The organism is Vibrio sp. Isolate30, from assembly GCF_022397975.1.
Lineage (GTDB): Bacteria > Pseudomonadota > Gammaproteobacteria > Enterobacterales > Vibrionaceae > Vibrio > Vibrio fortis.
In genome coordinates this window covers 404,847-417,356 of the sequence record NZ_JAKEUS010000001.1, presented here as the reverse complement: position 1 = coordinate 417,356, position 12,510 = coordinate 404,847, and the positions used below count along the sequence as shown (strand labels likewise).

At 45.9% G+C, this 12,510-nt stretch carries 12 protein-coding genes; 4 read left to right on the top strand and 8 right to left on the bottom strand.

Features of this window, described 5'->3' with window-relative positions; genetic code table 11:
- Positions 1 to 17: 17 nt before the first annotated feature.
- The 3 genes from L1D60_RS01885 to L1D60_RS01875 form a co-directional block, all read right to left on the bottom strand.
- Entirely contained in the window at positions 18 to 1,457 is a 1,440-nt protein-coding gene (locus L1D60_RS01885) for a 6-phospho-beta-glucosidase (RefSeq protein ID WP_239839479.1), read from the bottom strand.
- 238 nt (positions 1,458 to 1,695) lie between these two features.
- Complete coding sequence (locus L1D60_RS01880; RefSeq protein ID WP_239839478.1) at positions 1,696 to 2,220, bottom strand: hypothetical protein; 525 nt, start codon at positions 2,218 to 2,220, stop codon at positions 1,696 to 1,698.
- Positions 2,221 to 2,254: 34 nt separating this feature from the next.
- Positions 2,255 to 2,644: a VOC family protein gene (locus L1D60_RS01875; RefSeq protein WP_239839477.1), complete on the bottom strand. Its 390-nt coding sequence runs from the start codon at positions 2,642 to 2,644 to the stop codon at positions 2,255 to 2,257.
- 204 nt (positions 2,645 to 2,848) lie between these two features.
- Between L1D60_RS01875 and L1D60_RS01870 the strand changes: the two genes are divergently transcribed.
- Positions 2,849 to 3,748, top strand: a complete 900-nt coding sequence (locus L1D60_RS01870) for a DMT family transporter (protein ID WP_261904976.1) — start codon at positions 2,849 to 2,851, stop codon at positions 3,746 to 3,748.
- Between the two features lie 117 nt (positions 3,749 to 3,865).
- Here L1D60_RS01870 and L1D60_RS01865 read toward each other — a convergent pair whose 3' ends face one another.
- Positions 3,866 to 5,245 carry an MATE family efflux transporter gene (locus L1D60_RS01865; protein WP_239839476.1) on the bottom strand — a complete coding sequence of 460 codons (1,380 nt, stop codon included), beginning with the start codon at positions 5,243 to 5,245 and terminating at the stop codon, positions 3,866 to 3,868.
- Positions 5,246 to 5,476: 231 nt separating this feature from the next.
- Here L1D60_RS01865 and L1D60_RS01860 point away from each other — a divergent pair, with 231 nt between their 5' ends.
- Entirely contained in the window at positions 5,477 to 6,286 is an 810-nt protein-coding gene (locus tag L1D60_RS01860; RefSeq protein WP_239839475.1) for an SDR family NAD(P)-dependent oxidoreductase, read from the top strand.
- Positions 6,287 to 6,470: 184 nt separating this feature from the next.
- Positions 6,471 to 7,370: a homocysteine S-methyltransferase family protein gene (locus L1D60_RS01855; RefSeq protein WP_239839474.1), complete on the top strand. Its 900-nt coding sequence runs from the start codon at positions 6,471 to 6,473 to the stop codon at positions 7,368 to 7,370.
- 62 nt (positions 7,371 to 7,432) lie between these two features.
- On the opposite strand, the gene L1D60_RS01850 is transcribed toward L1D60_RS01855, so the two are convergent.
- Positions 7,433 to 7,747: a hypothetical protein gene (locus L1D60_RS01850; protein ID WP_239839473.1), complete on the bottom strand. Its 315-nt coding sequence runs from the start codon at positions 7,745 to 7,747 to the stop codon at positions 7,433 to 7,435.
- Positions 7,748 to 7,962: 215 nt separating this feature from the next.
- Between L1D60_RS01850 and L1D60_RS01845 the strand changes: the two genes are divergently transcribed.
- Positions 7,963 to 9,045: an HDOD domain-containing protein gene (locus L1D60_RS01845; protein WP_239839472.1), complete on the top strand. Its 1,083-nt coding sequence runs from the start codon at positions 7,963 to 7,965 to the stop codon at positions 9,043 to 9,045.
- Positions 9,046 to 9,151: 106 nt separating this feature from the next.
- Here L1D60_RS01845 and L1D60_RS01840 read toward each other — a convergent pair whose 3' ends face one another.
- The 3 genes from L1D60_RS01840 to L1D60_RS01830 form a co-directional block, all read right to left on the bottom strand.
- Positions 9,152 to 10,207: an alcohol dehydrogenase family protein gene (locus L1D60_RS01840; RefSeq protein WP_239839471.1), complete on the bottom strand. Its 1,056-nt coding sequence runs from the start codon at positions 10,205 to 10,207 to the stop codon at positions 9,152 to 9,154.
- A gap of 9 nt (positions 10,208 to 10,216) precedes the next feature.
- Positions 10,217 to 10,726, bottom strand: coding sequence for a TetR/AcrR family transcriptional regulator (locus L1D60_RS01835; RefSeq protein WP_239839470.1), 510 nt, complete (start codon positions 10,724 to 10,726; stop codon positions 10,217 to 10,219).
- Positions 10,727 to 10,968: 242 nt separating this feature from the next.
- The gene (locus tag L1D60_RS01830; protein WP_239839469.1) at positions 10,969 to 12,435 is read right to left on the bottom strand and encodes a glutathione synthetase; all 1,467 of its coding nucleotides are present in this window, start codon (positions 12,433 to 12,435) and stop codon (positions 10,969 to 10,971) included.
- Positions 12,436 to 12,510: the final 75 nt, after the last annotated feature.

Below are 12,510 nucleotides of genomic sequence, written 5' to 3'. Positions count from 1 at the left end.
GTTTAATTGCAGGCATTCTAAATAGAGGCACCATTAGATGCAATCACGCCCTTGTACCACTCGAAAGACTTCTTACGCTTGCGCTCAAGTGTGCCTGATTGGTCATTGTGTTTATCGACATAAATGAAGCCGTAACGCTTTTTCATCTCACCTGTAGTGAATGACACCAAATCGATACAGCCCCAAGGGGTGTAACCCATGAGATCAACGCCATCAATCGCAACAGCTTTTTTCATCTCTTTGATGTGATCGCCAAGGTAAGCGATGCGGTAGTCGTCATTGATGCTGCCATCCTCTTCGATGGTATCAACCGCACCAAAACCGTTTTCAACGATAAACAGCGGCACTTCATAACGCTCGTACAAAGAAGCTAAGCAGTAGCGCAGACCTGTTGGATCAATCGGCCAACCCCAATCGCTCGACTTGATAAACGGGTTCTCCACCGAGTTTTCATGACCACCGTCCATCGCTTCTTCTGTCGATTGATGAGAAGACGAATCCAAAGTGTTCGACATGTAGTAGCTAAAGCCGAGGTAGTCCGCTTTGCCTTCTTTCAAGATCTGCTCATCCTCAGGCTGCATTTTGATATTAAAGCCTTTGATTGCCCAATCACGTTTTGCGTAGCTTGGATAATGGCCGCGAACCATCACATCCGAGAAGAAATAACGGTCGCGCATCGCTTGTTGTGCCACCATGATGTCTTCAGGTTTTGAAGATCGAGGGTAGAAAGGCACCATCGCACACATTGCACCGATCTGAAGGTCTGGGTTGATCTCGTGCCCCTTCTTAACCACCAACGCACTCGCAACAAACTGGTGGTGAACCGCTTGATACATGGCTTCTTGAGGCTTTTCGCATTGTGGAAACTTCACGCCAGAACACAGCCAACCGAAGATATCCGCCGAGGTGTTCATCTGGTTGTTGATCTCGTTAAACGTCATCCAGTATTTCACTTTATGCTGGTAACGCTCCATCACTGTGATCGAATACTTAACAAAGAAATCGATCACTTTGCGGTTCATCCAGCCGCCATATTCTTTGGCTAGATGGTAAGGCATTTCAAAGTGGCTCAAGGTCACAACTGGCTGAATATCGTATTTCAGAAGCTCATCAAACAGATCATCGTAAAACGCTAATCCCGCTTCGCACGGCTCGGCTTCATCGCCATTTGGAAAAATACGTGTCCACGCAATACTGGTTCTAAAGCACTTAAAGCCCATCTCGGCGAATAACTTAATGTCCTCTTTGTAGCGATGGTAGAAGTCCACAGCCACTTGGTTTGGGTAGTTTTCACCGTCGATTACGCCATCAGTGATTCGACGTTGTACACCATGTGCGCCTGCCGTTAATACATCAACAACGCTAACACCCTTACCATTTGCATCCCAGCCGCCTTCTAGCTGATGCGCTGCAACCGCACCGCCCCATAAAAAATCGTTTGGAAATTCGTTATTCATACCATTACTCGCTACAAGTTATTCGTGAAAAAGATCAGGATTAGAGAGCCAACTGCAACTCTGAAACCGATTTCAAGATAGCAAAAAGATACACCTTGAAACCGGTTTCAACAATATGTTTTTTGATCTTTTGTTGATCTAAGTGAAACCCAATGATGCTACATCGATCATTTAGACAAACAAAAATGCCCCATACGCACTGAGCGAGGGGCATTTTGTCTGCAAGTTGGAGCTGGGTTTAATGTTGGAGAAAATATTGGTCGTGTTGTGACTTGCCAGATTGATCTTGAACTCCAGGATAAAACTGTACGAGCGTTTGATCAGCCAGGGTGAGGTGAATCCAGCCTTCTTTGACTCTGAACCAATTGGTGCCGTTTGTCTCATAGACAACAGGAAAACGGCCCCAGCCAGAATCCGACACCTGTAACTCTTGAAAGCGGTCAATCGAAGTAAGCTGATCGCTTTCGAAACTTGCATTAGAATAAACAGCCAAAGGTGTAATAGCATCGTTTGGCTTAAAGGTATAACAACTTACAGACTCAGAAGTGCGATCGAACCATTGATACGGTTGAGCTCCGGTTAGATCGTAAACCGTACAATCATTGAATTTGATAGCCCAGTCTTGATGATCCTTGAAGCCAATGTAGCCAATCGGTTGAGATGGTTCGAGCCTTGTATCAGGCGCAGCTACTTGCGTTACCTCTGAGGTCGCACACCCCACAAGGCCAACACTAAAAATCACAGCCAAAATACGCTTCTTCATTGAAACACCTCAATTCGCTCAGTTAAGACCTACATTAAACGGTAAGTTCTAAGCGATTGCCATCAGGATCGAGGACACAGCTCTCATAATAGCCATCGCCAGTCCTTCTCGGGCCATCTAATCGCTCATAACCATCTTTAACCAAGCGTTGGGTTAAATCATCGACTGCCTGTTCTGAACCCAGTGAAACGGCCATATGGATGAAACCCGTAAACTGATCGTAAATATCATCTTTCGATTCAGGTACCGAGTCCATCTCCATGATCTCCAAACGACTGCCGCTATCAAAAGATAGGAAGTAGGAAGAGAAACCTTTAGTTGGATTATGGTATTTCTGGTTAGACGTCGCACCAAAGTAATCTTCATAAAATCGTTTCAGTACTTCTAGTTGTTTAGTCCAAATCGCTATGTGTTCGATTTTCATGGCATCTATTCCTAATCGTTAAATCAACGATAGATAGATTAAGGCCAGAAACCGGAACATAAAACAGAACAGAATGAGGGAATTTTGTTCCTAAATTAACATGATGAATTTGAAGATGAGCTGGACAACATTTTTATAACATTGGCTTGTGTATTACGGGTAATTGCTCCATAGTCGCTTTTTTGAACGCTTGAGTCATAAGCCATGCTAAGTTTCGCTAAATTACTGATACTCGCCTCAATTTGGGGTGGCTCTTTTCTTTTCATGCGGATAGCCGCAACACCACTTGGCCCCGCAATGCTAATCGAGGCTCGTGTGCTTTTTGCGGCACTGACGCTATTGATCGTATCGATTTACCTCAAGAAAACACTCAAGTTTACCGAGCATACCCGGCACTTCTTTATCCTGGGCTTGTTCAATACGGCGCTGCCTTTTCTGTTGTTTGCCTACGCGGCACAGACGCTTAATGCCTCAACCTTGTCGATTCTTAACTCTACCGCTCCAATATGGGCAGCCATTATTGGTGCAGTTTGGACCAAGACCCCGCTCGAAAAACGCGTTGTTCTTGGGCTTGGACTCGGCGTCGCAGGTGTGGGTATCTTAGTTGGGTGGGATGCGGTCAATATTGGCAGCGAAGCGATCATTCCTATTGGTGCAGCTGTCGGGGCAGCACTGAGCTATGGCATCGCCTCTAACTACACCAAAACGGCACCAAAAGTAGAAGCATTCAGCAATGCACACGGCAGCATGTGGGCATCAGTACTGCTGGTGCTACCGTTTGTATTCTTTATTCCAGTAAGAGAAGCGCCCGACCTAACCATCGCTACCTCAGTGATCTTATTAGGTGCAGTATGTACAGGTTTAGCCTACCTACTCTACTTCAACCTCATTAATGAACTTGGACCATCGCCAGCACTTTCGGTTACCTTCTTGATCCCAGTGTTTGGTATCTTGTGGGGACACTTGTTCTTGGGCGAACATATTGGCATTAACACTATTTTTGGATCGGTATTTGTCATCATCGGCACCATGTTAGTTACGGGCTTATCTCCTTACGCGATGCTTCAAGCTGCTAAGAGACGCAGAGCTAAACAGCCTTCGTAAGCTATAGGTACTCATTAACATCAATACAAAAACGGCCTCTATATCAGAGGCCGTTTTTGTTGGATCACTGTTTGAATCGAAGTTAAAAAATCAACGCCATCCCTTTAAATGTATACCTTAGCACTCCGTTCTCAACGTACCTTGACATGGAGTTTTGGTGGCTTTCGTTTCGATGTTCTCTTTAACGTAACGGCGTAATCGCATCCAAGCAAAACCACCGGCTAAGACATTCGCGCAAGACGCTGCGACAACGGCGTAGATCATCTCTCCCGTAGACGCGCCTATCCATAGTGCAGGAATGTAGAAAATGAAAAGTCGAGCAAATGACACATTCAAAGCCTGTTTAGGCAAACCCAGCGCATTGAACACAGATGCCACTAACATACACAAACCCAGCGGACCAAAGCTAAATGGAATGAACAACAAACTGACTTCAAACCAGTGACGAATGGTCGTTTCGTCCGACAGCATGGAGGCAAGTAAGCCGCTACTTAATGCCAAGACGACAGCTATCACAATATGGAAAGTCAGTAAGAACTGTGCAGAAGCTTTTAACAACCCGGGAATTTTATGGTGCTGTTTGGCTCCAAGATAACGCCCAATCATTGGTGGAATCGACATAGTTAACGCCAATGACATCACCAGAACAAAGCTTTCAACGCGCGATAATAAGCTCCAAAACGCCATTTCGCTGGTGCCCATATGAGCAATTAACCACATGGTGAAAAAAGTGCTGACTGATGGCAAAATCTGATTCATGGTTGTCGGAATAACCGTTCTCACCAACTCGGAAGCATCTTGTTTTATCTGCTGGATGCTAGCATCAGATAAGCCAAACCAACCGCGACCTTGTACTTTAACCAACATATAAACCGAACACGTCAGATAGCCTAAGGTTGAAGCAACCGCGGCACCAACAATGCCCATATCGAGCCAAAAAATCAGAATCGGATCGAGGATCAAGTTAATGATGCTCGCGCCAAGAAACATGCTGCCTGTGGTTTTGGTATCGCCATTCGCACGATAGATACAAGTCATCAAATAGAGCAGCGCCACACTCAGAGCACTCATCAACCAAACAGGCCAATACTGGTTGAATACCGCAAGCAATAATTGATATTGCTGTTGAGGAACATCAGCAATAAACGAGTGGAATACCCAGTCACTCGCTAAAATTAAAGAAAAGCACAGCAGCGCAGTCGCGACCATGCCAGCACCCACGGACAACGTCGCCATCGAGCTCGCTTTGCGTCGATTTTTCGCCCCGACGGCCTGTGAAATAATCGAGGTTGCTGCAACGCCCATTCCAACTTGAACGCCCGTAAATGCAGCCTGAAATGGCAAAGTAATACCGTGCACTGCGAGCTCATTGACACCCAACATCCCAATAAAAATCGAGTCCACAAGTTGAACCATCATGATCGCAAAAACCCCTACCGTTAACGGCAAGGTTTTCTCAATCACAATGCGCATAGTGGTTGGCAGGCTTAGCGGCATAGTTGGGCTCTTTCTTCTGTTTTCTCAACATGCAGTATACGGAGCACACGGAGAAAGATTAGCGCCAACATTCCTGAATGAGTTTCAACGTTTTGTATATAATCTTTGCACCATTCGTGATCTGTGCATTATTTAACCAACCCTCCTCTGTAACCGTGTGACACGACAAAAACTTTGCGCAGGTGATCTTTGTTATAAAAGTTACTCCAGCTATTTTTTGAAGGGTTAATAATGCAAAAAATAATTCTTATCACAGGAGCGACCGATGGGATTGGCTTGGAGACCGCACGAGAATTGGCTCAGCAAGGACACCACCTACTCATTCACGGCCGAAACCGCGTCAAGTTAGAACGCGTCGCTGCCAGCTTAAGCCGCCTCTCTAAACAGGCGAAAATTGAACAATACCTTGCAGACTTATCGGTATTGGCAGAAGTCGAGGAGTTCGCTCAGCAGGTGATCCGCAATCACCGTAAACTAGATGTTCTCATTAATAATGCGGGCGTGTACCGCGTTTCAGAAGTAACGACAAAAGACAATCTAGACACACGTTTCGTGGTCAATACTATCTCCCCCTACCGACTCACTCGTTTGCTGATTCCTCTTTTCGATGCCAATGGCCGCATCATCAACCTATCTTCAGCAGCGCAAGCTTCGGTCGATCTTAATGCGCTCACTAGCCCCAATGCTGGTGACATTCATGGCCCCATTTATGCGCAAAGCAAACTCGCTCTTAACATGTGGTCTATGGAACTGGCTCAATCACTCGCGGGAAATGGACCATCGGTCATTGCCGTTAATCCAGCTTCGTTTTTGGGCAGTAAACTGGTCAAAGAGGCCTATGGCTTGGATGGCAACGACCTAGCCATCGGTGCAGACATCTTATGCAGAGCCGCACTATCGGATGAATTTGCTGATGTATCGGGGCAATACTTTGATAATGACTCCGGGCTATTTAAGCCCCCTCACGCCGATGCTCTCGACAACCACAAAAACCAACAACTGGTAGAGGCGCTAGACCGCCTGATTGAAGCGAAAGTCTAATTCAACATAGCGGTACAGATGTGCCGCTACCTTCCTCTTTGTTGTCTCAACTTCCATGAACCGTTCACCATTCTTCGATGTCACGAAGGCAATAGTTTAATTCGAGTACAACCGTAACGTAGTTTTCGCCTATTGTGTCTGATATGGTGTCGCTAGAATTTCTGTCACGGATATGAGCATGACTATGAACAGACTCACAATATTAGACGGTGGTATGGGCAGGGAGCTCAAAGAGATAGGCGCTCCTTTTTCACAACCACTTTGGAGTGCTCAAGCACTTATCGAAGCCCCGCAATTTGTTACCCAAGCGCATCAACATTTTATCGATGCAGGTGCGGAGCTGATCATCACCAATAGCTATGCATGTGTTCCCTTCCATCTCGGCGAACAAGGGTTTGCTGAACAAGGCTTTGAACTCGCAGAACTGTCTGGAAAACTTGCTCAATCAGTCGCAAGTGCAGCGAAGAGCCCAGTGGCGGTTGCGGGTGCCATCCCACCACCATTTGGTAGCTACCGTCCCGATCTATTTAAGGCAGAGCAAGCAAAACCCATTGTACAAACCTTATATGATGCACAAGCACCCTATGTGGATTTGTGGATCGTAGAGACGTTGTGCAGCCTCGAAGAGTTCAGTGCAATTCATGACGTATTGAAAGAGTCAAACAAGCCTTGCTACTACGCGTTCAGCCTTAACGACGAATCTGGCTCGACGGCTATGCTACGTTCAGGACAAGCTGTCAGCCACGCTATCAAATTGGCAGTTCAATCGGATGCAGCGGCAGTACTCTTTAACTGCTCGGTTCCTGAAGTGATAGAGCAAGCAATCATAGATGCGAAACAGGTACTGAGAGAGTTAGATAGCTCAATCGAGATTGGTGTCTATGCAAATAACTTTGCGCCGATCAGCAGTGAACATGAAGCGAACGATACATTGCAATGTATGCGAGAGTTGTCACCAGAGGACTATTTAGTTTATGCCAAACGTTGGTATGAGCTAGGTGCAACTATCATCGGAGGTTGTTGTGGCATTGGTCCAAAGCACATTCAAGCACTGAGCGAATGGAAGTTAAGTCTATCCCGCTGATAAGAAAAAAGCTGGGTGCATATGGACCCAGCTTAATAAAAGGATTGCGCTAAAGTAGGAAACTAAAAGTTGTACTCTGCAATTTTGCTCGGTGTCCCGATATCCTGCTTCGGTGCGACAGCTTTCATTGGCTCCATTTTCAACACACCATTGTTGAAACAGAATCCTACCACTGCTCCCGAAGCCATCTTCATGCGGTAGCCAACTTCTAGGCGTTGGAACATACCGTTGCATTCGAAATCTTCATACTGAATCTCGAAACCTGCCAGTTGTTGTTGATGCTGACCATCATTAAAGTAAATGTTGTGTTGCGTATAGTCGGCTGTTTTCAGTAAGTCCAAAACCAAGTTTAGTGAATCTGCTGTAAAGACAAGCATGAAAATCTCTCTCTAAATTATTATCCCAATACGGTGTTATTGATTTTTTAATTATTAACACTCAGGCGCACTATATCGGACCGTCCTTAACATTTAAGTAACCATTCGTAAGGGTTTGTAATCTCAAAGACTCTCATTGATTTAATTTATACAATTCCTATGAGATAATTGTGGGTATAGATTCGCATTATGATTTTCTTTTAGGATCCCACTCAATGTTCAAAAGAGTGTTGCAAGCATTATTCCCTTCTTTGAAGGGGCAACCATTAAAAACCTCTCCAGAATCAGTCAACAACGTTGAAAGCATCTCTCAACAGAAACACTCAGAGACTAGCCAGCCACCAGCACCCCAACACACGTTAAGAGCCGATAAGCCGCTTAGTCCGCACGATGCTGACTTTCTTAACTACCTGTTTGGTGAATCTCGATTGAACACAGAGTCAGATCCATTCAGTGACTTCGTTGCTGCTCGTATCGAAAAGCTACTGCTGTCACCAAAGGCACTGCTTACTGAGCTTCCAGTGATGCCTGCTTCAATCACCACTTTAATGAGTGAGCTGAAAAGTGACGAATTCAATGTAGAAGCTCTGTTAAAAGTGATCGATAAAGAGCCAAGCATGGCGGCTGATATGATCAAGCTTGCAAACAGCGCGCGCTATCGCCGCTCTGAAAAAGAGGTCACAGACCTAAAAACCGCCTTCATGAATATGGGCTCACAAGGCCTAATTGAGGGGGTAATTAACGCCTACCTGAAAGAGTTCTCGCCAACAGTAAACATCTACTGGCGACAATTTGGTGAAAAGATCTGGGATCACAGCTTACGTACAGCGTGTTATTCAAGAAAACTGCTGAAAGATAGCGTCTCGAGTGAAGACGAATCGACGGCATATTTCGTTGGACTTATTCGTAACTTAGGTAAGATGATCATCTTCCAAGTAATGGTGGAAGCCTTTAGTCATGTCGACCCAAATGTGCCACCAAATTCCACGGCGTTTAAGCGATTAATCAATAGCTATGCGATTAAGTTGACCTACACGCTCGCCAAATTCTGGGAACTGCCGGAGTCGGTGCTGTTAGCGATCGCGTATCAAGAATCGCAGAAATTTGCGGCTACGCCATTGGCTATTACCGTGTTAGAAGCCAACTATCTGAGTGAGTTGCAGTCGTTGCTGCAGTCAGGAATCATTGATCTTGAGACTTTCGAGAAACGGAGTGAACAACGCATCACACAACCGAGAGCATTGGCGATTGTTGAGACAATCAAAGCTGAAGCAGTTGACTTCAACGTCGCGTCATAAGTCATCACGCAGAAAGCCCTAGTAAAAACATCATCGCTAAATAAATCAACAAAGGGGTTCAATTGAGCCCCTTTGTAAGTTTTTATAGGTAGTCAACCGCTCATATTTAGCGCTCTGAAACTTCCAAGACAATCTTACCCACGTGGTTTTTCTTCAAAAACTCTCGTTGTGCCTTGTGGGTATCAGCCAGCGGGAATGACTCAGCAACAATCGGACGAATCTGCTGCTTCTCGATTCGATTAATCAGGTTTTGAAATACCTCAGGCTCAAGCACTGTGCACCCAAAGAAGCTTAAGTCTTTAAGATAAAGCGTACGCACATCTAGCTCTACCATCGCACCGCCAATCGCGCCTGATACGGCATAACGACTGCCGGGCTTTAACACTTCCAAAAACTGCGGCCACTGGTCACCGGCCACCAAATCAATCACCACATTGACACTATTCGTACCCAATGCCTCAACAAGATTCGCATCTCTAGGGATGACTTCATCGGCACCGAGTTCAAGCAACTGCTGGTTTTTACTTGGACTAGTTATCGCAATCACATACGCACCGCGCGCTTTGGCCAGCTGAATCGCGGCAGAGCCCACACCACCAGAAGCACCAGAGATAAGGACACGGTCACCTTCAACAACGTGCGCGCGAGTAAGCATGTTCTCGGCAGTTGAATATGAACAGGGAAACGAAGCTAACTCAATATCAGACATCTCGCTTTGAACCGCGTACGCGTGCTTGGATGCGACCTTAGTGTATTCAGCAAAACCACCATCACACTCAGAACCAAAGTACCAAGGCTGAGGCAGATCTCGACCGTATACTTCTGTAAGGCATGGCTCAATCATCACACGCTCGCCAATACGTGAAACATCCACCTGCTCACCCACTGCGACGATCATACCGCACACATCCGCACCTTGGATGCGTGGAAATTTCAAGGATTCACCGGACCAACTTGCATCATCAGAGTCCTCGCTTTTCGAGTACCACCCAATACGGGTGTTAATATCCGTATTATTGACGCCTGCCGCCATCACCTTAATCAGAACTTCGTTAGGCTCAGGAGTTGGCACCGAGACATCCTCTCGATATTGCAGCATTTCTTCTCCGCCATGGCCTAACATTTCAACGGCTTTCATCCTTGCTGGTACATCAAAAATCATAATGAATCCTCAGTTTAACAGTGCTTTAGCTGTCTTTTTCGCAGAAGCAACGGCTGCTTGGCCCAACACTGGCCATGCGCTAGAGACGCCTTCATGCAATAAAAATAATGGGGTTGATAACGCTTCGTTTTGGCTTAATTGCCCCAACAAGGCACGTACTTCATGCTTGTGGTTGAGTACCGCTTGGTTGATCAGCTCATTATCAGGGAACGCGGCGATGGCGTTCATCGACAAACAACCATGTGGAGCATACTCTTCCATCCAATTTTGAAGGCGCGTGAACACGTGTTCGATGCTCCCTTCTGCACTTTGTGGGGCTTCTTCGAGCAATAAACTCAAATAACGCTGATGACGATGTTCAAGAGCGCCAACAATCATTGCCTCTTTCGATGGGTAATGTTTGTACAAGGTTCTTAGGCTCACTCCGCATGCCGCTTTTAATTGAGCAACACTGGGTTCAGCAAAGCCGTGTTGGCTAAATGCAACTTCAAGAGCTGCGGCTATCTGTTCTTTCAACATAGAGCAATCTCGATACGTTTCAGAGGAAATACATCAACGCACTCACAAAGGTAGAATGGTTGTTCTACCCACAAGAGTAGAACGATCATTCTACCCATGTCAATAGCGGTGTTTCGTTCACGATTCGATGATTGTGTAATCCAGATTCGCCACATCATGTTGATTTGGGCGGAGATAAAAAAGAAAAAGCCAAAATCCACGCACAGATTTTGGCTTCTTGAATGATCTCATCGAGAGGTAATTTATGGCTCGTCAATCAACATCAATGAATCAAGGATCCCTTGTCCACTGTGGATACCACCTTCGTTTTCACTGGCGGGTTTGCTGCGAATCAAATAGCCTGCGTAGCCGTTCATTTGAGTCATAGGTTCCCCCTCGAAATAGATGCTAAACAAGCCGATTTCACTAACTAAATCATTGACTAACTTGGCTTTAGAATCTCTAACCGCCAGTGTTGGCTTATCGCGCTCATGAGGGTAGATTCTCTGCATCAATGCCCAAGCATCGTATTCATTTGGATTTAACTGCTGTAGCTTTTTCGACACCTCATCACCAAACACACAGTGACCGCCGCCCTCTCCTTGATTTTTCAGCACCCAGTTTTGCTTATCTGCGTGTTCATTGAACCAAGCGATCGTTGCTTCACTGATGGGCTTCATATCGGCCAGCACACTCTGAACCAACTCTGCCTCTTCAAGAGTTAACCCCCAGCGCAAATATTCACTCGAAGGCATCATGGTCAACAACATCTGCATCGTTTTACTGGTCGCCAATTGTTGACTGATGGTGGCATTCATCGCCACATAGTGCTGCTCTATGAACAGACGAGTCTGGCTAAGAGTTTGGCAACACACATCTTCATTGAGTTCAGGCATCCAATAATCCGAATATTGGTATCCTGCTCTTAAGTACACAACATCAACACCACCAACATCTTTGAGCAGCAAGCGCTCACCTTCACCACTGCTGAGCTGACAGCTCAATTGTTCAAATGTGCGACGTACCGTTCTCACGCCCTGTTTCTGTAGCTCTATTTCTAACAAATGCTGATCGTAGACATTGTCTTCGTTGTTCTGCACCACCATTAAAAACGTCGGTCTACCCGACTCATCAAAATGGTGTTTGATCTTATTAGCCGCATTTGCGATGCCTAGTGCTAACTGCTCAAGCCCTTTATTGTCAGCTGGGATGGCCGATGGTTGCTCTAACCACGATGAAAAATGTTGTGGCCACTGGTTCTGCAAAAACTCGTGCAGCTCTGTGGCTTTTTGACCAAAGGGGCCCATTCCTGCCGCAATGCCGTTAAACTCAACAACTTTAGCTCCATGTTCTCGATCATCCATAAAATCAGTCCGCATCAACAACAGTGGTCTGCGAGCGGGGAACAGTCGCTGAGTGTTATCGCCATGAGCTTGACGATGTAGTGCCATTAAACGGCCAAAAAATGGATCAGCTTTGGCCATGTCCTTTAAAGAGGACTGCAAGAAGTCGTGATCTTCCGATACATTATTAATCAGCTTGGTGATCAATGGGACAACACGCTTCAAATGGTCGAAGCTTTTACGCGTCATGGTCATCGGCGCAATGCTGAATGGACAGTGCCGCGCTGTATTATCAGGTTGTCGAAACGCGACGCCGTGCATAATCGCCCACTCGCAAGCCTCTTGCAGAAGTTGTTGTGGAACTAACGATTGAGTATTGGTTTTCATATTGTTTCTTTACTTACTAGGAGCACCCAAGGTAAGACGACGCTTATTCCCAAAAGACGAAAAACAGTAAAATTA

What these genes read in the sequence shown, in the direction of transcription:
- L1D60_RS01845 (WP_239839472.1), top strand. Translation starts at nt 7,963, where the DNA reads ATGTTCAAAAGAGTGTTGCAAGCATTATTCCCTTCTTTGAAGGGGCAA.
- L1D60_RS01830 (WP_239839469.1), bottom strand. Translation starts at nt 12,435, where the DNA reads ATGAAAACCAATACTCAATCGTTAGTTCCACAACAACTTCTGCAAGAG.
- L1D60_RS01865 (WP_239839476.1), bottom strand. Translation starts at nt 5,245, where the DNA reads ATGCCGCTAAGCCTGCCAACCACTATGCGCATTGTGATTGAGAAAACC.
- L1D60_RS01875 (WP_239839477.1), bottom strand. Translation starts at nt 2,644, where the DNA reads ATGAAAATCGAACACATAGCGATTTGGACTAAACAACTAGAAGTACTG.
- L1D60_RS01885 (WP_239839479.1), bottom strand. Translation starts at nt 1,457, where the DNA reads ATGAATAACGAATTTCCAAACGATTTTTTATGGGGCGGTGCGGTTGCA.
- L1D60_RS01860 (WP_239839475.1), top strand. Translation starts at nt 5,477, where the DNA reads ATGCAAAAAATAATTCTTATCACAGGAGCGACCGATGGGATTGGCTTG.
- L1D60_RS01870 (WP_261904976.1), top strand. Translation starts at nt 2,849, where the DNA reads ATGCTAAGTTTCGCTAAATTACTGATACTCGCCTCAATTTGGGGTGGC.
- L1D60_RS01880 (WP_239839478.1), bottom strand. Translation starts at nt 2,220, where the DNA reads ATGAAGAAGCGTATTTTGGCTGTGATTTTTAGTGTTGGCCTTGTGGGG.
- L1D60_RS01855 (WP_239839474.1), top strand. Translation starts at nt 6,471, where the DNA reads ATGAACAGACTCACAATATTAGACGGTGGTATGGGCAGGGAGCTCAAA.
- L1D60_RS01850 (WP_239839473.1), bottom strand. Translation starts at nt 7,747, where the DNA reads ATGCTTGTCTTTACAGCAGATTCACTAAACTTGGTTTTGGACTTACTG.
- L1D60_RS01835 (WP_239839470.1), bottom strand. Translation starts at nt 10,726, where the DNA reads ATGTTGAAAGAACAGATAGCCGCAGCTCTTGAAGTTGCATTTAGCCAA.
- L1D60_RS01840 (WP_239839471.1), bottom strand. Translation starts at nt 10,207, where the DNA reads ATGATTTTTGATGTACCAGCAAGGATGAAAGCCGTTGAAATGTTAGGC.